The following is a 21,989-nucleotide window of genomic DNA, read 5'->3' on the forward strand; positions in this document are numbered from 1 at the left end:
CTCCTGCTCTTCATACAGAGCGCGTTAATGTTCTCAGGGCGGGGTGAAAGTCCCCACCGGCGGTAACGGCTTCGGCCGAAGCCCGCGAGCGCTTTCCGGCATCGGAAAGGTCAGCAGATCCGGTGTGATTCCGGAGCCGACGGTTAGAGTCCGGATGAAAGAGAACGAAACGGAAAACGGACCGCCCCGGCGGGCCGGATTTCGTATCGTGCGTCCTGATTCTGGTTCGAAACGGAAGGATGGACCCATGAATCAGCATTCCCACAAAGACTATGAAACAACTCGCGTCGCCGTTATCAGGGCGCGCTGGCATGCCGACATCGTCGACCAGTGCGTGCAAGCCTTCGAGGCGGAGCTGGCCGAGATCGGCGGCGGACGCTTTGCCGTCGACGTCTTCGACGTGCCCGGCGCCTACGAGATTCCGCTGCATGCCAAGACACTTGCCGGGACCGGCCGCTATGCCGCGATCCTCGGCACGGCGTTCGTCGTCAATGGCGGCATCTACCGGCACGACTTCGTCGCCGGTGCAGTCATCGACGGCATGATGAACGTGCAGCTTTCGACCGGCGTGCCGGTCCTTTCGGCGGTGCTCACGCCGCACAATTTTCACGACAGCGCCGAGCATCACCGCTTCTTCTTCGAGCATTTCACGGTCAAGGGCAAAGAGGCGGCCAACGCCTGTGTGCAGATCCTCGCCGCGCGGGAAAAGATCGCGGCCTGAAGCACTGAAGCCGGGTGGAAATCCCGGCAACAGCCGGTAGTATCGGATGCATGTCGCCCAAAAGCGCGCAGCGGTTTTGGGATAACGACATGCATAAACAAGGACCTGGAAACGCGTTGCGCTAATTCAGCGGGGCGCCTTTCCAGGAAAATGCCGAGTTCGGGAGGATGCCGGTGCAGACCAAGAAGATCATCAACGACGGCAACCGCGCCGTCGACGAAATGCTCGAAGGGATCCTGGCCGCGCATCCTCGCCATCTCACAAGCGTGGACGGCAGCCCGCGCTCGATCATCGCCCGCGACGGCGCACGGCCCGGCAAGGTCGGGCTGGTGATCGGCGGCGGCTCCGGCCACGAGCCGACCTTTCTCGGCTTTGTCGGCAAGGGGCTGGCGGACGCGGCGGCGATCGGCAACGTCTTTGCCTCGCCACCACCGGATCCGATCCTGGAATGCGCCAAGGCGGTCAGCGGCGGTGCCGGCGTCCTGTTCATGTACGGCAACTATGCCGGCGATGTGATGAATTTCGACATGGCGGCCGAGATGGCCGGCATGGACGACGTCGAGGTGCGAACGGTGCTCACCACCGACGACGTCGCCTCGGCACCGCGCGACCAGCGGCAGAAGCGTCGTGGTGTCGCCGGAAATTTCTTCATCTTCAAGGCCGCCGGTGCGGCCTGCGACCTCATGCTATCGCTCGACGAATGCGAACGCATCGCGCGCAAGGCCAACGACCACACCTTCACCATGGGCGTGGCGCTGTCGTCCTGCTCGCTGCCGCAGACGCGGCGGCCGAATTTCGACATCGGCGCCGACGAGATGGAGATCGGCATGGGCATCCATGGCGAGCCCGGCATTGCGCGCGGCAAGCTCGGAACCGCCGATGAGATCACCGACGAGATGCTCGACAAGATCTTCGCCGAGATGGCGCCGAAGCGCGGCGACAAGGTCGCGGTGCTGGTCAACTCGCTGGGATCGACGCCGCTGATGGAGCTCTACATCATGAACCGCCGGGTCAAGCAGCGGCTCGATGCAATCGGCGTTTCCGTCCACGCGACCTGGGTCGGCAATTATTGCACGTCGCTGGAAATGGCCGGCGCCTCGGTGACGCTTTTCCATCTCGACGAAGAGTTGCAGACGATGCTCGACCATCCCTGCGACTGCGCCATGTTCCGTGCCGGCTGAGAGCGCTCCATGACCATCGCCGCCTCCGACCTGAAAAGAATGTTCGATGCGATCGCGGTGGCGATCGAAGCCGACAGGGACCGGCTTTGCCAGCTCGACGGCGTCATCGGCGACGCCGACCACGGCATTGCGATGGCGCTCGGGTTCAACGCCGTGCGGGATGCGCTGGCATTGCTCGACCTTGCGGCGACCGAGCCGACCGCGCTCCTCAACACGGCGGCGAAATCGTTCCTCAATGCCGTCGGCGCGTCCTGCGGTCCACTCTATGCCACCGCCTTCATGCGCGCCGCCGCCACCTTCAAAGGCAAGGCGACGCTCGCGGACGCCGAGTTCATCGCGCTGCTGCAGGCCATGGCGCAAGGGATCAAGGATCGCGGCAAGGCCGAGATCGGCGAGAAGACAATGGTCGACGCCTGGCAACCGGCGGCGGAAGCGGCCGGCGCCAGCAATGCAGCAGGAAAAGACCTTGCTGAAAGCCTGCAGGCAGCCCTTGCCGCCGCCGAGCGCGGCGCGGAATCGACCAAGGACATGATCGCCGCCAAGGGCCGCTCGTCACGGCTTGGCGAGCGGTCGCTCGGACACATGGACCCGGGCGCGGCCTCGGCCGTCACCGTCATCAGGGCCATGCGCGACAGTCTCTCTTAGCTCTTTGCCGCGTCGAGCCTGTTGATCGCCTGGACGTTGCCGGCCGAGGGCCCCTTCTCGTCGAACTCCGAGGCCAGCCACGTGTCGACAATGGCCTTGGCCAGTTCCGGACCGATAACACGGGCGCCCATGGTGATGATCTGGGCGTTGTTGGATTTCGCCGCGCGCTCGGCCGAGTAGGTGTCGTGGGTAAGTGCCGCGCGGATCCCCGGCACCTTGTTGGCCGAGATCGAGACGCCGATGCCGGTGCCGCAGAACAGGATGCCGCGGTCGTTCTCGCCTTCGACGATCGTCTGGGCGAGTTTCTGCGACAGATCGGCATAATAGCCGGCCTGGCTGAGGTCGCTGACGGTGAGGCCGGGCTTGGTTGCCAGATGCGCGGCGATGACGTCGAGCAGCGGCTTGCCGGCGCTATCGGCTCCAATGGCTATTTTCATTTTTTGTCCTTTCCAGTTCGATTGATTCAGATCGCGGCCGAGGCGCGGCGCAGGATATCGATGTAGCCTTCGGCCTGCCAGGCGGAGCGGCCGATGAACAGGCCATCGATGTTGGGCTGGCCGATCAGCTCCGCGGCATTGCCAGGGTTGACGCTGCCGCCATAGAGCACCGGCGGCGCGGACGGCAGCAGACCGGCGGCGATCTTCTTGATCAGCGCCTGCTGCCTGTCGGCATAGTCGGAACTGGCCGGAATGCCCTTGTCGCCGATCGCCCAGACCGGCTCGTAGGCGAACAGGATTTTTGCCCCCTTCGCCTCGCCTTCGAGGAATTGCAATGCACCCTCGACCTGGTTGGTGAGCACCGCATCGGCCTTTCCGCTTTCGCGCTCGGCCAGCGTCTCGCCGACGCAGATCAGCGGTATCAATCCATGCTTGACCGCCGCCGCAGTCTTCAGCCCGACCGTGCGATCGGTCTCGCCGAAATGCTCGCGCCGCTCGCTATGGCCGAGTTCGACCAGGTCGAGGCCGCAATCGTTCAGCATCACCGGCGAGATCTCGCCGGTCCAGGCGCCCGCATCGGCCCAATGCATGTTCTGGGCGCCGACCTTGATGCGCGTCGCCGACAGCGCCTGCCTGACTTCGCGCACCGCCGTGAAGGGCGGAACGACGAAAGGCTGGATGCGATCGTCGAAACCCGGCACGAAGCCGGCCAGCGCCCCGGCAAAATCAAGCGCCTCGGCGAGCGTTTTGTTCATCTTCCAGCTTGTACCGACCCAGTAAACCACGCGGACTCTCCTTGATGCTCAATCCTTGTCGGCGACCACCGTCAGCGAAACCCCGGCCGCATCCAGCGTCGCGCGCATCCCGGGCTCCGGCTCGCGTCCGGTGAAGACGGCATCGAATGCCTTGAGATCGGTCAGGAAATGCAGCGCGCTGCGGCCAAACTTGCCGTGATCGACCAGCAGGTATTTGCGGGTCGCCGCGGCCATCATCAGCCGCTTGGCCTGCACCACTTCCTGGTCCTGATGGAAGGCGGAGGCGCCGTGGATGGCGGATGAGGACAGGAAGGCGACATCGGCGCGCAGCGATCGCAGCGAAGCCTCCGCGAGCAGGCCGAAGAAGCCATGGAATTTCTTCGAGTATTGGCCGCCGAGCGCGATCAGGTTGATGCCTCCGGCACCCGCCAGATCCTGGATGGCGGCGAGGTTGTTGGTGATCACCGTCAGCGGCTTGAGATCGCCGAGATATCGCGCGATACCGCCCGCCGTCGAGCCGTCGTCGATGATGACCGTCTGGCCGGGTTCGATCATGGCCGCGGCCGCCGCCGCAAGGCGCTCTTTTTCCCCAATCGCCTGCTTCTGCCGGTAGCGGAAATCGCTTTCGAAGAGGCTGCTCGGCTGTATCGAGGCGCCGCCGCGCACCTTGCGCAGGAAGCCACTCTCCTCGAGCTCGTCCAAGTCGCGGTGCACGGTCATCCTGGAGACGCCAAAACGCGAGGCGAGGTCGTCGACGCTTGCCGCGCCGGCGTCCACCAGGAAGTCCATGATGCCTTGCCGTCTGTTGTCGCTCTTCATTCTCGCCGACCCGCCAACGCAGAAGCCTGGCTCCTTGATCGAACTCAGATATAACAGACATTGACGCGCACGTATCATAATTTTTGTGATAATGAGATATTCCACTGGGATATTTCGCCGGCTTTTATCGCGCCGCTGTAACAAGAATTGCTGCCGGGACGGTCTGTCACGGTTGCGGTTGCGCGGAATTCCGGCCAGAAGCATCGGTGGGCTGAACGATGCGCGGACAGCCCGCAACCACAGGTTTGAAACCAGATACGGGAGACTAATCGTTGGCTCGCATCACACTGAGACAATTGCTCGATCACGCCGCCGAATACAGCTATGGCGTGCCGGCCTTCAACATGAACAACATGGAACAGGGCCTGGCCATCATGGAGGCCGCGGAGGAGACCAAGTCGCCGGTCATCCTGCAGGCAAGCCGCGGTGCGCGCGCCTACGCCAATGACGTGGTGCTGGCCAAGCTGATCGACGCGCTGGTCGAAATCCACCCCGACATCCCGGTCTGCATGCATCTCGACCACGGCAACAACGAAGCCACCTGCGTCACCGCGATCCAGTACGGCTTCACCTCGGTGATGATGGACGGTTCGCTGAAGGAAGACGGCAAGTCGCCGGCCGACTATGCCTATAATTCCGGTATCACACGGCGTGTGGTCGACATGGCGCATTGGGGTGGCGTGTCGGTGGAAGGCGAGATCGGCGTGCTGGGCTCGCTCGAGAGCGGCGGCGGCGAACAGGAAGACGGCCACGGCGTCGAAGGCGCGATCAGCCACGACCAGCTCTTGACCGATCCGGTGCAGGCCGAGCAGTTCGTGCGCGACACTCATGTCGATGCGCTGGCGGTGGCCATGGGCACCAGCCACGGCGCCTATAAATTCTCGCGCAAGCCCGACGGCGCGGTTCTGGCCATGAACGTCATCGAGGAGATCCACCGCCGGCTGCCGAACATGCACCTGGTCATGCACGGCTCATCCTCGGTGCCGGAGGACCTGCAGGAGATCATCAACAAATATGGCGGCCAGATGAAGCCGACCTGGGGCGTGCCGGTGGAAGAGATCCAGCGCGGCATCAAGCATGGCGTGCGCAAGATCAACATCGACACCGACAACCGCATGGCGTTGACCGGCGCGATCCGCAAGGTGCTGACCGAAAACCCGAGCGAGTTCGATCCGCGCAAATACCTGACGCCGGCGATGGCGGCGATGAGGAAGCTCTGCAAGGAGCGCTTCGAGCAATTCGGCACCGCCGGCAATGCGCCGAAGATCAAGCCGCTGCCGGTCTCGGAAATGGCCAAGCGCTACAAGTCGGGCAGCCTCGATCCGAAATTCGCCTGAGTTCGATCCGGTTGCATTTCATGGACAGGAGCCACATCGGCTCCTGTCCGATTTCTATCCGGCTTTCGGCAGCAGGTCAGGCCTGCCGGTCTCGATGAAGGGTGCCCAATAGTCGACCGACTCGCGGATCATGGCGACCACCTGATGGTCGACCGGCTCGCGCTCGCGGAACGACAGTTCGAGGCAGATCTCGTTGTCGGAGCCGCCGCCGCGGCGCACCGTCTCCAGCAGCTTCTCAGGCGTGATGCGGCCGTCCTTGTTGTGGGCCGCGGTGAACGGCCAGTGGCCGCCCTTGTTCATCGACGACTGCTTGACGTGGATGATCGGTGACTTCAGAGGAAAGGCTTCGGCCCAGGCATAGGGATCGATATCGGCCGGGTTGGAGGAGGTCACGTCGCCATGGTCGATGTCGACCATCATCTCCAGTGGAATGGCCATGCCGGCGGCATCGATCGCATCCTGCAGCATCCGGCAATTCTCGATCGTGTGGCCGAACTCGCGGCCAACCGACATCGGCTCCCAGAACAGGTAGGTCAGGCCTGCCGCCCGGGCGTGTTCGGCGACCTCGCGCCAGCAGTCCAGCGCGATGTCGAACAGACGCGCGCGGCGGGCGGCGTCGTCGAAGTCGCGATGCGTGAAAATGGCGAACTGCGTGCCCATGCCGCTAGCGCCAAGCTCGGCCGAGATATCGGCAAAGGTCTTGAACCAGTCGACATAGTAGCGGCGCACATCGGCATCGGGATGGCCGAAATGGTTGAGCCGGCCGTAGGGACCAGTCATGCCGGAGGTGACGCGCACGCCGGTGCGGTTCAAGGCGTTGCGGAACAGGCGGACGAATTTGACGATCGTCGCCGCCGGCCAGCCCGGATTGACGAATTCGTGCGTGAGTTGAACGTCCCTGATGCCGATGCCATAGGCGATGGTGTCGATCAGATCGTCGGGCTCCGCGAAGCGGTTGACCAGCGGATTGGTGTTGAGGGAGAGCGTGAAGGCCAAGGTCGCTATCCCTTCAACGCTGTCGCCGAATAGGGGCAGTGAGCGCCATCAGCCTGCCCTCGCCTGCCGGGTCGCGCACCAATGCTCGAAGGCCGACTTCTCCTCGGCGGACAGATGCAGGCCATGCTTGGTGCGCCGTTCGAGAATGTCGGCCGCGTCTTCCGCCCATTCCTGTTCAAAGAGGTAGTTCGCCTCGCGCTCGAAGAAATCCCTGCCGAAGCACCGCCCCAGTGCGGCGAGCGAACGGGCGCCGCCGACCACGGACCGCGTCCTGGTGCCGTAGAGCCGGCCGTAATGCTTGAGCAGCGATGCCGGCATCCATGGATACTCATTCGCGAGGTCGCCGAGAAACTGTTCGAAATCGGCATTGGCGATATCGCCGCCGGGCAAATGCGCCTTTGCGGTCCACGCTTTGCCCATGCGGGGAAAGAATGGCGCGATCCTGTCCAGCGCGTGCTCGGCCAGTTTGCGGAAGGTGGTGATCTTGCCGCCGAAGACGGAGAGCAGCGGCGCCTGCGCGTCCGGCGCGTCGAGTTCGAAAATATAGTCGCGGGTCACCGCGCTCGGATTATCGGCATTGTCGTCATAGAGCGGCCTGACGCCGGAGAAGGAATAGACCACATCGTTGCGCGCAAGACCGCGCTTGAAATAGCGGTTGACCACGTTGATGAGGTAATCGATCTCGCTCTCGTCCGCCGTCACATCCTCGGGCCGGCCTTCGTAGGGAATGTCGGTGGTTCCGATCAGCGCGAGATCGTTCTGGTAGGGATTGATGAAGATGACGCGCTTGTCGCTGTTCTGGACGAGATAGGCTTGCCTTCCCTCCCAGAACTTGGGCACGACGATATGGCTGCCCTTGACGAGGCGGACATTACGCCTGGAATTCTGGCCGGCAACGCGATTGACGATGTCATTCACCCAGGGACCGGCGGCATTGATCAGCGCGCGGGCCCGCACACTGGTCTTGATGCCGGTCCTGACGTCACGCATCTCGACGACCCAGAGGCCGCCCTCGCGGCGGGCGGCGGTGCAGGCAGTGCGGGTGAAGACCTTCGCTCCCCGTTCGGCGGCGTCGAGCGCATTGATGACGACAAGGCGGGCATCGTCGACCCAACAATCGGAATATTCGAAGCCGCGCTTGAAACTGTCCTTGATCGGCGCTCCCTCGGGCGCGGTGCGCAGATCGAGCGTCCGGGTGGCCGGCAGCCGCTTGCGGCCGCCGAGATGGTCGTAGAGGAACAGGCCGAGCCGCACCAGCCATGCCGGCCGGTCATCGGGGCTGTGCGGCAGCACGAAGCGCATCGGCCAGATGATGTGCGGCGCCGATTCCAGCAGCACCTCGCGCTCGATCAGCGCCTCGCGCACCAGGCGGAACTCGTAATATTCGAGGTAGCGCAGACCGCCATGGACGAGCTTGCCCGAGCGCGAACTGGTGCCTTCGGCGAGATCGTCCTTTTCGCACAGGATGACGGAAAGCCCGCGGCCGGCGGCGTCGCGCGCGATGCCGGCGCCGTTGACGCCGCCGCCGATGACGAAGAGATCGACGATGTCAGGGCCGACGCTCATCTTGCCGTCGCCCCGCTGCCGGATTTTCGCATCATGGCCATCGCTCTCAGCACGGATTGACCGGAGGCAGGCCGGCCAGATAACGACGGACCTCCTCGGCGGCCTGCTCGGCGGCATAGGTCACGGTGCGCACCGAGGCGCCGGCGATATGCGGCGTCAGCGTCACATTGGGAAGCTGCAGCAGCGGCCAGTCCGAGGGCACCGGCTCGACCGCGAAGGTCTCCAGCATCGCGCTGGCGATCTGCCCCGAAACCAGCGCTTCGTAAAGCGCGTCATAGTCGACCAATGGGCCACGCGCCGTGTTGACGAAGATCACCCCCGGCTTCATCCGCGCGATGGTGTCCTTGCCGATCAGGCCGCGTGTTTCCCCGGTCACACGCGAATGCAGCGTAACCACATCGGAGCGCGACAGGAGATCGTCGAGCGCAACCAGTTCGACGCCGGCGTTGCGATCCTCGGCGCTCAGCTGCACATAGGGATCGCTGACCAGGACATGGCAGCCGAAGGCACGCAGCAGGCGCACCACTTTCGTGCCGATATTGCCATAGCCGACGACGCCGACGGTCATTTCACCGAGTTCGCGGCCGGTGCGGTCGGCGCGGTAGAGATCGCCGCGCCATTCCCCCTTGCGCAGGGCCTCGTGGCCGACCCGGATCAGCCGCGTCTCGGCAAGGATGGCGCCGATGGTGAACTCGGCCACGGCGGTGGCGTTGCGACCGGGCACATTGACCACGGTGATGCCGTGCGTCTTGGCGGCGGCCATGTCGATGTTGATCGGTCCGCCGCGCGACACCGCGACCAGTTTGAGCGATGGCAGGCGCCGCATCATGCCTTCCGACAGAGGCGCAAGCTGGGTGACGAGGATTTCGGCGTCGCCGATGAAGTCGACGACCTCGTCGGGATGGCCGAAATATTCCTTGACCTTGTCGAGGCCTAGCGCCGGATTGCCGAACTCCATCGGCTCGTCGGGCCAGGCCGTCTGCAAGGTCCTGATGTCGAGGTCGCCACTGACAACCTTCTCGATTTTGGCGCGAAACACCTCCGGCAGCATGAAGTTGTCGCCAATGATCGCTATTTTCCTGGGCATACTCGACTTCTCAATTTTCCTGCGATGTCGCCATGGCACGCCAGACCGGCCGCAAGGCCCGATGCGCCAGCATGTAGGAGGGGGCCATCCTGTCGTAGATCGCGGCGAGGTCCGGGTCGCTCGGTTCGGCCTCGCCGAGCAACGGCGTCACCCATTCGCCGACGCATTCGTCCATGGAGGCGTATTGGCCGACGCAGACCGCGGCGATCATCGCCGCACCGGCGGCGCCGGCCTCCTCGCGCGCGCTGGTGCGCGTGTCGGCGCCGATGGCCGCACCCAGTATCTTGCGCAGCGCCGGGCTTCTGGCGGCGCCGCCGGTCAGGCGGATTTCGCGTGGCAGCGGGCCCATGGCGGCGTAGCATTCGCGCGCCGCGAAGGCCAAGCCTTCGAAGACGGCGCGCACCAGATCGGCGTAGCCGTGGCGCGACGAAATGCCGACGAAGCCCGCCCTGGCATTGGCATCGACGAACGGTCCGCGCTCACCCGCTTCAGACACGTAGGGCTGATAGAGCAGCGAGGCCGGCTGCGAGGCCGCGATCCAGGCATCGACCAGCGCGATCATCTCGCCATTGCTGCGGGTTATGCCCTGCGAGGCGAGAATGCCCGAGGCAAGGCCAAGCACCCAGTCGATGTTGAGCGTCGCCGCCATGTTGGACTGCATCTGCGCGAAGACGCCAGGCGCCGGCATCGCCATCGTATAACCGGTCGCCGCTTCGTTCAGCTGCACATCGTCGGGCGTCTCGGCCAGCCGCATGTGCATGCCGGTGGAGCCAATGATCGAGCAGCCGGGCTTGCGCTCGCGGTCGAGAAGGCCGGCGCCGAGCGCGGTGCAGACGACATCGACATAGCCAAGCACGACGGGTGTGCCGGCAAGCATGCCGGTGATGGCGGCAGCCGCCGGCGACAGTCCGGTGCTGTGCCTCGTACCGTCGACAATCGGCGGCAGCAGGTGCCTGAGATCGGCGACGCCGAGGACGTCGAGCACGTCGTCGCTATAGTCGCGGGTGCGGAAGTCGCCGAACGTGAAGGTCCCTTCGGACGGATCGGTGGCGCGTTCGCCGGTGAGCTTGAAATAGAGCCAGTCCTTGCAGTGGAACGCGGTGGCAGCCTTGCCGAGCATTTCGGGCATGGTGCGCTTCATGAAGACAAACTGCGAGCCCTGCTGACAGGCGGCAAGCCCGCTGCCGGTCTTTTCGAAGCGCAGCCTGTCGTCGGGCCGCGCGCGGATTTCCTCGACGACGCCGGCGGCGCGCGCGTCGAGCCAGAGCCAGCCCTTGGCCACCGGCTCGCCCTTGTCATCGATCAGCCAGGTGCCGTCGCCCTGCCCGGTCACCGCGATGGCGACCGTCCGGCTGGCGAGATCGGGCACCTTGTCGGCGAGCTGGCGCAGGGTCGTGGCGGCATCGGCCCAGGTGCGCGCCAGATCCTGTTCGGCGCCGCCGCCCGGCAACGTCACATAATGGTTCGGCGTCGCCGCGGCCGCGATCTGGCGGCCTTTCGTGTCGAAGGCGATGGACTTGATGACGGAGGTGCCGGCATCGATGCCGATCAGTATGTCGCGCATCACGCGAGCTCCATGCCGTGCGAGATGGCCATCCCGCTCGCCTGGTCGAAGACGTGCAGGTTTTTGGGATCGATGCTGACATTGATGGGCGCGCCGAGGTCGAGCCGGGTGCGGTCATGCTCGACCAGCACCAGCGAGCCGCCGGCGAAATCGGCGGCGATGTGGGTCTGGTCGCCGAGCCATTGGTTGGCAGAGACCCTGGCCGGAACGCCTTCCTTCGAGCGCCGGACCGCGTAGGGCCTGATGCCGATGACGACCCGCTCGCGGCTGAGCAGTTGATCGCGAACCGGAGCGCTGAAAGCGTCCTTGTCATAGTCGAGCGACAGCCCATCGGGCAGCCGCAGATTGATGCGGCCGGCGGCGGTCCCGACAAAGGCCTCGAAGACGTTCATGGGCGGTTCGCCGACGAAGGTTCCGGTGAACAGGTTGGCCGGACGCTCCTTGAGCCGGTCCGGCGTGTCGAACTGCTGCAGCACGCCGCCTTCCATCACCGCGATGCGGTCGGCAAGCGCGTTGGCCTCGGTCTGATCGTGGGTGACCAGGATCGCGGTCAGGCCGCGCTCCTTGATGAAATGCTTGATGCGGCCGCGCAGCACCGCGCGAAGCTGCGGTTCGAGTTGCCCCATCGGCTCGTCGAGCAGATGCAGGTCGGCTTCCCGGATCAACGCCCGGCCAAGACTGGCGCGCTGCTGCTGGCCACCCGAAATGGAGCTGGGATAGCGCTCCAATATGTCCTCGATCTCCAGCAGTTTGGCGATGCTGGCAACCTTGGCGTCGACCTCGCTCCTGGGCAGCCGGGCGGCCTTGAGGGCAAAGGCCATGTTCTCGCGCACCGTCAGCGGCGGATAGAGCGAGTAGCCCTCGAAGGCCATCGCCACATTGCGCCTGACCGGCGGCAAGGTGTGGACCTGGCGACCGGCGACCGCGATCGCGCCGCGCGAGACCTCCTCGAAGCCGGCGATCATGCGCAGCGTCGAGGTCTTGCCGCAGCCGGACGAGCCAAGCAGCGCCACGATCTCGCCCTTGCCGATTTCCATCGTCAGGTTCTTGACGGCGTGAACGCCGCGGTCGATCGGGCCATAAAACTTGTCGACGCCGGAAATGGTAAGTGCGCTGGCGCTCATGCCGCTTCTCCGCTGCGCAGATTGACGATGTTCTTCGCGCCCATGCGCTCACCGCTCGCCCTGTCGAACAGCAAGGCGCTCTTGCCGTCGACGACGATATGGGCCTTGCCTTCGCTGCGGCCCGGCGTTCCGGCCGGGCGCGAGACCAGGATTTCACGGCCGCGAACGGTGCGCACCAGGGTGACGATCTTTTCGTTGAGCGGCGTCTCGGCCTCGACCGTCACCGGAATGGCGCCGGGCTCGTTTTCGCCAACGAAATGCAGCGCCTCGGGCCTCAGCCCGATGATGCAGTCGCGACCGATGGCGATCTCGGGAACATCGGCGAGATGGACCTGCACATTGGACAGGCCGACATAGCCCCCCCTGCCATCGCGCGCGGGCTTGACGTCGAGCAGATTGATGGTCGGGTCACCGAACAGCCGCGCGATCTCGATGTTGGCCGGCTCGCGATAAATCTGCTCGGGCGTGCCGAGCTGCCTGATGACGCCCTGCGACATCACAGCGATGCGGTCGCCGAGCGCCATGGCTTCCTTGTAATCCTGGGTGACGTAAACGACGGTGGCGCCCCGATCGGCAAGCAGCCTCGGCAGTTCGAGCCGCATCTCGAAGCGCAGCTTGGCGTCGACATTGCGCAAGGGATCGTCGAGCAGCAGCAGCGGCGGCGAACCGACCAAAGCGCGGGCAAGGGCCGTGCGCTGCTTCTGGCCGTTGGAGAGCGCGCGTGGTTTGTGGCTCAGCACATGGCCGATCTTCAACAGTTTGGCGACGCTCTCGACGCCGGCCTTGATCGCGCTCTGCGACGAGCGCTTGGCCTCGAGCGGCGTCGCGATGTTGTCGAACGCGCTCATATGCGGAAACAGCGCGAAATTCTGGAACGCCATGCCGACGCCACGGAATTCCGCGTCGACATCGGTCATGTCCTCGCCGCCGATGAGGATCTTGCCTTCGTCCGGATCGATGACGCCGGCGACCAGGCGCAGCAGCACAGTCTTGCCGGCGCCCGAGGGTCCGAACAGGACCAGCGTTTCGCCATCCGCGACGGTCAGCGACAAATTGTCGAGGACGGTCTGGCTCTTGTAACGCTTGACGAGATTTCTGAGTTCGAGGCTGGCCATTTCTATCCTTTCACCGCGCCGAGCGACAGGCCTTCGACCAGATAGCGCTGTGCGTAAAGGGCGAGCGCCAGTGTCGGCGTGATCGACAAGACGATGGCCGCCGAAATCTGGCCGTACTGGATGCCGGATGAGGTGATGAAGGCGAGCGCGCCGACCGTCACCGGCTGCTTGTCGGCCGAAGCCAGCACCAGCGCGAAGACGAAATTGTTCCAGGCGAAGATGAAGGCGAGCAGGCCGGCCGCAGCAATGCCAGGGCCGGCGAGCGGCAGCGCGATCTTACGGAAGGTGGCGAACCAGGAATGGCCGCCAATGCGGTAGGCATATTCGATGTCAGCCGGGATATCCTCGAAATAGCCGCGCACGATCCACAGGATCAACGGCAGGCAGATCAGCTGGTAGACCCAGATCAGCCCGATATAGGTGTTGGCCAGGCCGAGCTTCTGGAAATAGAGGGTCAGCGGCAACAGCACCAGAAGTGCCGGCGCGAACCTGAACGACAGCAGCGTGAAGGCGATGTCCTCCGAGCCGCGGAATTTGTGGCGCGCGAAGGCGTAGGCGGCCGGCACGCCGAGCAGCAGCGAAACCGCCACCGAGGTCACCGACAGGAACACCGAATTCCAGAGATTGCGCATGAAGGCGATGTCGAGCGTGCCGGCGGCGGTCATCAGCTTGCCGGTGATCAGCGCGGTGTAATTGGCGAGCGTCGGTTCGAAGATGAGCTGCGGCGGGATGCGCAGGATGGTCTCGTTGGTCTGGAACGACATCATGAAAATCCAGACGATCGGGAACATGAAGAAGATCACCACCAGCGTCAGTGCCACGCCGCGCAGGATGCGTTCAAGAAGCGAGGTATGTTCCATCGCCGCCTCCTATGCCTGGCCGCGGGCGCGTTCGCGCAGCCTGAGCCAGTTCTTGATGAAGATGTTGGAGAGGAAATAGGTGATCGCCCACAGGATGATCATCAGCGCCGCCGAGCGGCCGACATTGGTCGACTGGAAGAAGTTGAGATAGGCCTCCACCTGGAAGACGGTCAGCGTGTCGCCCGGGCCGCCTTGCGTCATCGCGTAGATGATATCGAACTGCTGGATGGAATCGAGCAGGCGGAACAGCGTCGCCGTCAGGATGTAGGGTGTCAGCATCGGCAGGGTGATGCGGAAGAAGACGAAGCTCCTCGGCACCCCGTCGAGTGCCGCCGCCTCAAAGGGCTGCGTCGGCAGGCTGCGCAGGCCGGCAAGCAGCAGGATCATGATGAAAGGCGTGTAGACCCAGATGTCCACCAGCACGACGGTTAACAGCGCCGTCGACGGCGATGAGGCCCAGCGGAAATCCTGCAGCCCGATGAGGCTGGCGAGATAGCTCAGCACGCCGAAGCCGGGATTGGTCATCAGCTTCCACATCAGCGCTGCCAGCGCCGGCGCCGTCATCAGCGGCATCAGGAGCATGATCGAGATGAAGTTGTTCAGCGTCGAGCGCTTCTGCAGCAGCAGCGCGATGGCGAGGCCCAAGAGCAGTTCCAGCACGACGGTGGTGCCGGCATAGAGCAGCGAGACCTTCAGCGTGTTCCAGAATTTCGGATCGGTGAAGAAGGAGATGTAGTTGTCGCCCCAGTTGAACTGCCGCGCCCAAGGCTGGCTCAGCCGGTAGCGCTGGAACGAATAGACCACCGAGGTCAGGAACGGAATCAGGATGCCGATGCAGACCAGCAAGGCCGGCAGACTGAGCACATAGGGCAGCACCCTTTTGCTGATCCTGAAGCCGGATGGCTTGAGCCTGTGCGATACCACCGCAGTCATCGAGCTGCTCCGTTGTTGCTGTCGCTTCGCCCCTGCCGGCCGCCCAAGGGAGCAAGGCGGCCGGTCGGGCGAAATAGCGGTCACCTTTCGGCACCGCATCGCAAACATGAAAAGGTATGGCGAGGGCCGACCCGCCAAGCAGGCCGGCCCTCGTTGCGACTTAACCGAGACCGGCTTCCTTGAGCTGGCCGTTGATGCTCTCGGCCAGCTTGTCGAGGCCTTCGTCGACCGGCACTTCCTTGGACACCATCTTCTGCAGCGTCGCCGCCCATTCGGTGGTGAGGTCGAAGAAAAGCGGCTGCGCCGTGAACTTGATCGAGGCACCGGGTGCCGAGGCGTCGAACATCTCGACATAGCCCGGATAGCTCTTGTTCAGCTTCTCGCGGAAAGTTTCATCCTTCCAGACCGACTGCCGGACCGGGTTGACGAAATCCATCTTGGTGGCGCCGAACAGCGCATGCTCGGGTCCGGAGGCCCATTGCATGAAGTACCATGTGGCGTCCTTGTCTTTGGAGAAGTTGGACATCGACAGCGACCAGATCCAGATGTTCGGCGTTGGTGCCTTGGCCTCCGGATTCGCCTTGAAGGCGGCGAAGGCAAGCTTGCCGGCCATCTTGTTGTCGCCGCCATTCATGAAGTAGCCGAGGATATCGGCGTCGAAGATCATCGCCGAGGCGCCGGCGCCCAGATCGGTGCCCACCTGGTACCAGGTGTAGGTCGACCAGTCTTTCGGGCCGCTCTCCTGGATCATCTGCACCCACTGCTTGTGGAAAGCCTTGGACTGGGCGGTGTTCATGGCGGCCGACAGTTTGCCGTCGGCCGACACATTCAGGTCCTTCTGGTCGAAATTGGCGTAAGCCGACAGGAATCCCGGATGGATGGTCGCCCAGGAGCGCGAGCCGCGCACACCAATGCCGTAGACGCCGCCGCCGACATCCTTGGTGAGCTTGGCGGCAGCGGCCACCATCTCGTCCATATTGCCGGGGACCTTGACGCCCGCCTTGTCGAACATCGCCTTGTTGTAGGTGATGTTGTTCTGCTCGAACCCCCACGGAATGCACCACTGTTTGGCGTCTTCCGATCCCAGAGCTCCGCCCGGCTTGCCGTTCCAGGCGCAGGAATTCCTGACGCCTGGCAGGAAGTCGTCCCAGGCATAGTTCGGGTTGGTCTTGGCCGGATCCTTGATCCATTCGTTGAGGTCGGTGATCCAGCCGGCTGGGCCATAGGTCCAGGTCATGTACGCGCCGGTCATGAAGGCATCATATTCGGGCGAGCTCGCCGACAATGCGGCCGTCACCTTGTCGAAATAGACGTCTTCAGGGAATACGTCGTAGACGACGTTCATGCCGGTCAGTTTCTTGAAGTTCTCAAGATTGGCGATCATGGCGTCGGCGTATGGATGCTTGTTGAGCAAGAGCTTGATGGTCTTGCCCTTATGCGCCTGCCAGTCGAAGTCCGCGGCAAGCGCGCGGGTCTGGCCCAGGTTGAGCAGCGTGCCGGCGGTGCCGGCGGCGAGGCCCATCGCACCCAGGCCCTTGATCAGTCCGCGACGGTCGACTTGTCCGCGCAGGAAGGCGTCTATGAGGTCTTTCTCTTTCTCATGCATTTGGTCTTCTCCTCCACAGGGTAGTTTCAACTGAACCGTTGCCGGCTACCCGACCGGCGTCTCTTCCACGAGCGATCGCGCCGTCCGCTCGTCTGTTATCAGGCCTTTCAAATAGCGCCCCTCCAGCACCGACTTGATGGCGCGAACCTTGATCTTGCCACCGGCGACGGCGACGATCCGGCGGCTGGCGATATCCTCGCGCGCCAGTGCCAGCGCCCGGTTGGAAACGGTGGTCGCGACCGCCTTGCCGGCGTCGTCGAAGAAATGGCCGAGCAATTCGCCGACGCCGCCATTGCGGCGGATCTCCTCCATCTCGCCTTTCTCGATCATGCCGGTGGCAACCAGCGAAGCCTCGCGCTCGGCGGTACCGACGCCGGCCAACAGCAGGTCGGCGGATCTGGCGAGATCGAAGACCTCGCTGATGCCCTTCTGGCCCAGCAGCACGATGCGGTCCTCCGCCGTGTTGGCGAACATCGGCACCGGCATCACATAGGCTTCGGCTCCGGTGCGCTCGGCGAGACGGTGAATGACGTCATGCGGGTTGGCCGAGAACTTCCGTGTCAGGCCGCCGAGCAGCGAGACGAAACGGATCCGGTCGGTGGTGGTGCGCGGCAGGTACTCCACGCAAGCCGCGAGCGTGCGGCCATGGCCGACGCCGATCAGCGCCTGCTCGCCGCGTTCGATCTCGCGCTTGAGGAACTGCGCCCCGGCAATGCCGAGCGCCTTGAGCGGCAGATCCTCGGAATCGAAATCCGGGACCACCTCGCAATAATCGAGGCCGTAGCGGCGGGACAATTCGTCCTCCAGCTCGACGCATTCCGACACTTCGCCGTCGATATAGACCTTCACCAGCCCTTCCTGGTTGGCCTTGGTGATGAGGCGGTGGGCCTTGAGGCTGGTCAGCCCCAGCCGCTTGGCGACCTCGGACTGGGTCAGGCCGCCGGCGTAATGAAGCCACGCGGCGCGCGCCGCCATGCTGCCATCATCGTCCCGCGAAAGGCCGTTTCCAAAACCAACCACGTTTCCGTCCCGGTGATATTTTTATCAGTTGCTGCAAAATTTTTCACATGCCGGAACCGAAGTCAAGCGCCACCTTTCAAATCGCGTGGCGGTTGGCCAGCGGGAACTTCGGGAGGGCGAAGAGGTTCTTACATCGACGGCCCGAAGTCGCGGCGCGCCGGCGAGCCACAAGGAACATCGGCGCCGAGCGGTGCCGAGAACCCCCGGGGAAGCAGGAGAGGCGGAGCGCCGGCGCCGCCTGACAGAACGATGTTCGAGCCGCTTTGCTGCGATATGCCGCTTCATCCAACGTGGCCCGATCTTGTCGCACGGCTGCTGCTTGTGGTGGTTGCAGGTTTCCTCATTGGCCTCAACAGGCAAGCGCGCGGCCACACCGCCGGGCTTCGGACGACCATCCTAGTCGGCCTTGCGGCCGCTGTTGCCATGATCCAGGCCAACTTGCTGCTCGATACGACGGGCAAGGGAATGGATTTCTTCGCCCGCATGGACGTGCTGCGTCTGCCGCTCGGCGTGCTGACCGGCGTCGGCTTCATCGGCGGCGGCGCCATCCTGCGGCGCGGCGACCTCGTGACCGGCGTCACCACCGCGGCCACCATGTGGATCATGACGATGATCGGGCTTGCCTTTGGCGGCGGGCAGTTCGGTCTTGCGGCAATTGCAACCGTGCTGACGCTGCTGACGCTTCAGGTGTTGAAATGGGTGGACCTCAAGGTTCCGCGCGACCACCATGCGATCCTGTCGGTTTCCTGGCCGAAAAGTTCACCGCCCGACCTGCAGGAGATGGTGCGGCCGCTCGGCTATGGCGCACGCCTCGCCAGGATGGAGCATGACATCAGCCGCGACCGCTTCGTGTACTCGTTCAATCTCGAATGGAGACAGTCCGATGCGACCGAACCTTCAACGGAAATCCTGACGCTGGTCAGCCGCGAATGCGAGATCGAGCGATTTGATCTAGTCGGCGAAAAGGCGTCCTGAAGAGACGAAGCGTTCCCGCCCCTACATGCTTAGGCACCACCCACTTGCGCATCACGCAAAAACTCGATCACCATCGCCGCCGTCCAGGTGAAACGGCCGCCGCCGAGCGGCTCACCGGTCAGCGGGTCGTAGTATTCGGCAAATCCGCTCTCCCGAATCAAGTCGAGGCTGGATTGCGTGATGCGCTGTGCGACCTGACCGTGGCCGGCGGCGGCAAGGCCGTCGGCGATCATGTAGTTGACCACCAGCCAGACCGGGCCGCGCCAGTAACGCTTGGCGTCGAAGCGCCGATCACCGGGATCATGTGACGGTACGACGTAACGCGCGGTGCCGGAAAGGCGTTCGAGGTTCGCGGCGACTGCAGCGGCGCGGTCTTTCGGGATCGCGGCAAAGGCCGGCAGGATGCCGCCAACGGAAGCGCTGTCGACCAGCGTGCCTGCGACACGGTCGAGACAGAGGTATTGGCCGTGCGCGTCGCTCCAAAGCCGCTCCATGGCCGCCAGGCCCTTTTGCGCGCGGGCGCGGTTGGCCTTGGCGATCGCCGTCTCGCCAAGCGCTTCGGCAAGATCGGCAAGGTCGGTGGCGGCGCGGATCAGGATGGCGTTGAAGCCGGGATCGACAATCTGGAAAGGTGAGGCATCGTGCAGTTTCGCGTTGTCCCAACCGAGCCCGCGAAAATGCTGCACCAGCCAGAGATAACGATCGTACTGCGCCTTGGTCGGGCGATGCGCCGGATCGGCATGCAAGGTATCACGACGAGTGTAGGGCTCGACGCCTTCGGTCGGCACGCGCTCGAAGGCATCGTCCCAATCGATGGAATTGTCGCGACCGGATTCCCAGGGGTGGATGATGGCGACCAGCCCCTCACCCTTGGGGTCGCGGTTTTCGTAAAACCAGCGATGCCAGGCATCGATCTTCGGCAGCAATGCGCGGGCCCGCTCGGCGGCCAATTTTCTGTCCTTGGCGCGGTCGAACAGGCGCCGCACGGCAAAGCCGGCGACGGCTGGCTGGGTAATGCCCGAGGTGGCGGTCGGGCGACCGGTTCGCCAGACCTCGGGACCGGGAAAATAGCTGTCGTTCCAGACATGGAAGACGATATGCGGCACCATGCCGTCCGGCCACTGATGGGCAAACAACGTCTCGATCTCGGTCCAGGCGCGCGCTTCGTCATAATGGGCAAGGCCGAGCGCCGTCAGGCAGGAATCCCAGTTCCACTGGAACGGATAGAGGCCTTTTGTCGGGATGGTATAGGTCCCCTGATCGTTCTCCTTCAGCACTTCGACAGCGCGGGCGACGATGTCATTGGCGGCATGAGCGGTCATGGATGGTTCAGGTCTTTCACAGGGCTTGCGTCGTTTCGGGGTCGAACCAGCGGATGCGGTCGGACCTGGGAGCGAGCCGCAGGCGATCGCCGACGGCAATGGCTGCGCCGGACTCGAGCACGGCGCGGAACAGGGCGCCCTCGACATCGCAGGTGACCAGCGTGTGCGGCCCGAGCGGCTCGATGATCCGCACCGTGGCGGGCAGGCCCTCGCCGCCGGCATCGACATCCTCGGGGCGAATGGCGAACTCGACCTTCTGCCTGTCCGATTTGGGACCGGACAGCGCCAGCCCGGCAACATTCCAGTTTCCGTTTGCTGTCTTGGTCGCGGGCAGGAAATTCATCGGCGGATTGCCGATGAAGGAGCCGACGAAGCGCGCCGCCGGATTACGGTAGACCTCGACCGGCGACGCAGCCTGGACGATGCGGCCCTGATGCATGACGGCAATGCGGTCGGCGAGACTCATCGCCTCGACCTGGTCGTGGGTGACATAGATGGTGGTGGTCTTCGACCCGGCAAGCACGCCCTTGAGTTCGGCCCGCATTTCCAGCCGCAGCAGTGCGTCGAGGTTCGACAGCGGCTCGTCCATCAGGATGACATCGGGCTCCATGGCGAGCGCGCGGGCGACGGCGACACGCTGGCGCTGGCCGCCTGACAACTGGCCGGAGTAGCGCTTCAGCAATTGCTCGATATGCATGAGTTCGGCGGTGCGGTTGACGCGGCGCTCGATCTCCTGCCGCGGCAATTTCTTCATGCGCAGGCCGAAGGCAATGTTCTCGAACACGGTCAGGTGCGGAAAGACGGCATAATTCTGGAACACCATGGCGATGCCGCGATCGCGCGGCGGCAGATGATCGATGCGGCGGCCGCCGATCCAGACCTCGCCCTGGCTCGGTGTCTCCAGTCCGGCGACGATCCTGAGCAGCGTGGTCTTGCCGCAGCCCGAGGCGCCGAGCAGCACCATGAATTCCTGGTCGGCGATGGTGAGGTCGACCTGATGCAGTGCGGTGAAGTCGCCGAAGCGCTTGGCCACGCCCTTGATTGCGATTTCAGCCATCAGCCGTCTCCGTGGCGCGTGTCATCGGTTGGCGATCCCCCACATGGCGAACAGGTATTTGCGGACGGCGAAGATGAAGATCAGCGCCGGCACGACCAAGGCCGCGCCGCCCGCGAATTTGAGATAGAGCGGCGATTCACCAAGACTTTGCAGCAGAAAGGCGGTCAACGTGCGGTTCTCGATGGTGAGCACGGCGGCGGCGAAAACCTCGTTCCAGGAGATGGTGAAGGCAAATACCGCCGAAGCGGCGATGCCGGGCAAGGCAAGCGGCAGGATGACCTTGCGAAAAGCTTGCCAACGTGTGCAGCCGAGCGTCCAGGCCGCTTCCTCGAGCTCGACCGGAATGCCTGAGAAGAGCGAGAAGGTGATGAGCACGGCGAACGGCAGCGCCAGCGTGGTGTGCACCAGCGCCAGCCCGATGGCGGTATCGTCGAGGCCGGTGCGGATGAACATCACCGCCAAGGGCAAGGCCAGCAGCGGCAGCGGGAAAGCACGGGTCATCAGCACCAGGAAGCGGAACGTGCCCTTTCCCGGAAAATCGAAGCGCGACAGCGCGTAGCCGGCCGGCGCGCCGAAGCCGATTGCCAGGATCATCGTCAGCGTGGCGACGAGCACCGAGTTCCACAGCGCCCTGGCGACGCCGGCGAAATTGATGAAGAACGACAGGCTGCCGAGGTCGAAGGACGGGAGGAAGCGCTTGGGGAACGCGGTGACCTCACCGGGCGACGACAGCGCATTGACGATCAGGAGGTAGATCGGCAGCAGCACCCAGACGCCGAGCACGATCGCGGTGGCGATCAGCAGCCAGTTGCCGGCCTTGCGGGCATCGGCCGGCGTGGTGACCTGCGCATCGGTCACGGCGCTCATAT

General features: G+C 64.1%; 21 protein-coding genes and 1 riboswitch. Of the genes, 5 read left to right on the plus strand and 16 right to left on the minus strand.

Annotation, left to right across the window (positions count from 1 at the left end):
• The first annotated feature begins 25 nt into the window (after positions 1-25).
• Positions 26-170, plus strand: a riboswitch (FMN riboswitch).
• Positions 171-247: 77 nt separating this feature from the next.
• The 3 genes from O7A60_RS12620 to dhaL all read left to right on the plus strand — a co-directional run bounded on the left by O7A60_RS12620 (position 248) and on the right by dhaL (position 2,547).
• Positions 248-721, plus strand: coding sequence for a 6,7-dimethyl-8-ribityllumazine synthase (locus O7A60_RS12620; RefSeq protein WP_027142233.1), 474 nt, complete (start codon positions 248-250; stop codon positions 719-721).
• Positions 722-888: 167 nt separating this feature from the next.
• Positions 889-1,902, plus strand: a complete 1,014-nt coding sequence (locus O7A60_RS12625) for a dihydroxyacetone kinase subunit DhaK (RefSeq protein ID WP_337106571.1) — start codon at positions 889-891, stop codon at positions 1,900-1,902.
• Positions 1,903-1,911: 9 nt separating this feature from the next.
• Positions 1,912-2,547, plus strand: coding sequence for a dihydroxyacetone kinase subunit DhaL (gene dhaL / locus O7A60_RS12630; protein ID WP_337106572.1), 636 nt, complete (start codon positions 1,912-1,914; stop codon positions 2,545-2,547).
• Here the strand turns inward: dhaL and derI are convergent.
• Genes derI through O7A60_RS12645 form a run of 3 tightly spaced genes read right to left on the minus strand, consistent with a single transcriptional unit; the run spans position 2,544 to position 4,558 of the window.
• On the minus strand, positions 2,544-2,984 hold the full coding sequence (derI, locus tag O7A60_RS12635; RefSeq protein ID WP_337106573.1) for a D-erythrulose-4-phosphate isomerase: 441 nt from the start codon (positions 2,982-2,984) through the stop codon (positions 2,544-2,546). The genes dhaL and derI overlap by 4 nt on opposite strands.
• Positions 2,985-3,010: 26 nt before the next feature.
• On the minus strand, positions 3,011-3,769 hold the full coding sequence (locus O7A60_RS12640; RefSeq protein ID WP_337106574.1) for a triose-phosphate isomerase: 759 nt from the start codon (positions 3,767-3,769) through the stop codon (positions 3,011-3,013).
• 18 nt (positions 3,770-3,787) lie between these two features.
• Entirely contained in the window at positions 3,788-4,558 is a 771-nt protein-coding gene (locus O7A60_RS12645) for a DeoR/GlpR family DNA-binding transcription regulator (RefSeq protein ID WP_337106575.1), read from the minus strand.
• 272 nt (positions 4,559-4,830) lie between these two features.
• On the opposite strand from O7A60_RS12645, the gene fba reads away from it, so the two are divergent.
• A complete protein-coding gene (fba, locus tag O7A60_RS12650; protein ID WP_337106576.1) occupies positions 4,831-5,895 on the plus strand; it encodes a class II fructose-bisphosphate aldolase in 1,065 nt (354 codons plus the stop codon).
• 54 nt (positions 5,896-5,949) lie between these two features.
• Here the strand turns inward: fba and O7A60_RS12655 are convergent, their stop codons facing one another.
• From O7A60_RS12655 to O7A60_RS12700, 10 genes are all read right to left on the minus strand, one after another.
• Positions 5,950-6,891: a sugar phosphate isomerase/epimerase family protein gene (locus O7A60_RS12655; RefSeq protein WP_337106577.1), complete on the minus strand. Its 942-nt coding sequence runs from the start codon at positions 6,889-6,891 to the stop codon at positions 5,950-5,952.
• 48 nt (positions 6,892-6,939) lie between these two features.
• Positions 6,940-8,457 (minus strand): glycerol-3-phosphate dehydrogenase, encoded by a 1,518-nt coding sequence (locus O7A60_RS12660; RefSeq protein WP_337106578.1) that lies wholly within the window; start codon positions 8,455-8,457, stop codon positions 6,940-6,942.
• Between the two features lie 46 nt (positions 8,458-8,503).
• The gene (locus O7A60_RS12665) at positions 8,504-9,544 is read right to left on the minus strand and encodes a 2-hydroxyacid dehydrogenase (protein WP_337106579.1); all 1,041 of its coding nucleotides are present in this window, start codon (positions 9,542-9,544) and stop codon (positions 8,504-8,506) included.
• 10 nt (positions 9,545-9,554) lie between these two features.
• Positions 9,555-11,108 carry an FGGY-family carbohydrate kinase gene (locus O7A60_RS12670; RefSeq protein ID WP_337106580.1) on the minus strand — a complete coding sequence of 518 codons (1,554 nt, stop codon included), beginning with the start codon at positions 11,106-11,108 and terminating at the stop codon, positions 9,555-9,557.
• Positions 11,108-12,232, minus strand: coding sequence for an ABC transporter ATP-binding protein (locus O7A60_RS12675; protein ID WP_337106581.1), 1,125 nt, complete (start codon positions 12,230-12,232; stop codon positions 11,108-11,110). The genes O7A60_RS12670 and O7A60_RS12675 overlap by 1 nt, the downstream gene beginning before the upstream one ends.
• Positions 12,229-13,347 (minus strand): ABC transporter ATP-binding protein, encoded by a 1,119-nt coding sequence (locus O7A60_RS12680; protein WP_337106582.1) that lies wholly within the window; start codon positions 13,345-13,347, stop codon positions 12,229-12,231. The genes O7A60_RS12675 and O7A60_RS12680 overlap by 4 nt, the downstream gene beginning before the upstream one ends.
• Before the next feature lie 2 nt (positions 13,348-13,349).
• Positions 13,350-14,207 carry a carbohydrate ABC transporter permease gene (locus O7A60_RS12685; RefSeq protein ID WP_027142220.1) on the minus strand — a complete coding sequence of 286 codons (858 nt, stop codon included), beginning with the start codon at positions 14,205-14,207 and terminating at the stop codon, positions 13,350-13,352.
• A gap of 9 nt (positions 14,208-14,216) precedes the next feature.
• Positions 14,217-15,140 (minus strand): carbohydrate ABC transporter permease, encoded by a 924-nt coding sequence (locus tag O7A60_RS12690; protein WP_027142219.1) that lies wholly within the window; start codon positions 15,138-15,140, stop codon positions 14,217-14,219.
• 160 nt (positions 15,141-15,300) lie between these two features.
• Positions 15,301-16,746, minus strand: coding sequence for an ABC transporter substrate-binding protein (locus O7A60_RS12695; RefSeq protein WP_337106583.1), 1,446 nt, complete (start codon positions 16,744-16,746; stop codon positions 15,301-15,303).
• A 45-nt stretch (positions 16,747-16,791) separates the two neighbouring features.
• The gene (locus O7A60_RS12700) at positions 16,792-17,766 is read right to left on the minus strand and encodes a sugar-binding transcriptional regulator (RefSeq protein WP_337106584.1); all 975 of its coding nucleotides are present in this window, start codon (positions 17,764-17,766) and stop codon (positions 16,792-16,794) included.
• Positions 17,767-18,015: 249 nt separating this feature from the next.
• Between O7A60_RS12700 and O7A60_RS12705 the strand changes: the two genes are divergently transcribed.
• Positions 18,016-18,741 carry an MgtC/SapB family protein gene (locus O7A60_RS12705; protein ID WP_337106585.1) on the plus strand — a complete coding sequence of 242 codons (726 nt, stop codon included), beginning with the start codon at positions 18,016-18,018 and terminating at the stop codon, positions 18,739-18,741.
• A 29-nt stretch (positions 18,742-18,770) separates the two neighbouring features.
• Here O7A60_RS12705 and O7A60_RS12710 read toward each other — a convergent pair whose 3' ends face one another.
• Genes O7A60_RS12710 through O7A60_RS12720 form a run of 3 tightly spaced genes read right to left on the minus strand, consistent with a single transcriptional unit; the run spans position 18,771 to position 21,987 of the window.
• Positions 18,771-20,063 carry an amylo-alpha-1,6-glucosidase gene (locus O7A60_RS12710; protein WP_337106586.1) on the minus strand — a complete coding sequence of 431 codons (1,293 nt, stop codon included), beginning with the start codon at positions 20,061-20,063 and terminating at the stop codon, positions 18,771-18,773.
• Between the two features lie 16 nt (positions 20,064-20,079).
• Positions 20,080-21,120, minus strand: a complete 1,041-nt coding sequence (locus O7A60_RS12715; protein WP_337106587.1) for an ABC transporter ATP-binding protein — start codon at positions 21,118-21,120, stop codon at positions 20,080-20,082.
• 21 nt (positions 21,121-21,141) lie between these two features.
• A complete protein-coding gene (locus O7A60_RS12720; RefSeq protein ID WP_337106588.1) occupies positions 21,142-21,987 on the minus strand; it encodes a carbohydrate ABC transporter permease in 846 nt (281 codons plus the stop codon).
• Positions 21,988-21,989: the final 2 nt, after the last annotated feature.

It is taken from the genome of Mesorhizobium salmacidum (SeqCode) (genome assembly GCF_037179605.1).
GTDB classification, from domain to species: domain Bacteria; phylum Pseudomonadota; class Alphaproteobacteria; order Rhizobiales; family Rhizobiaceae; genus Mesorhizobium; species Mesorhizobium salmacidum.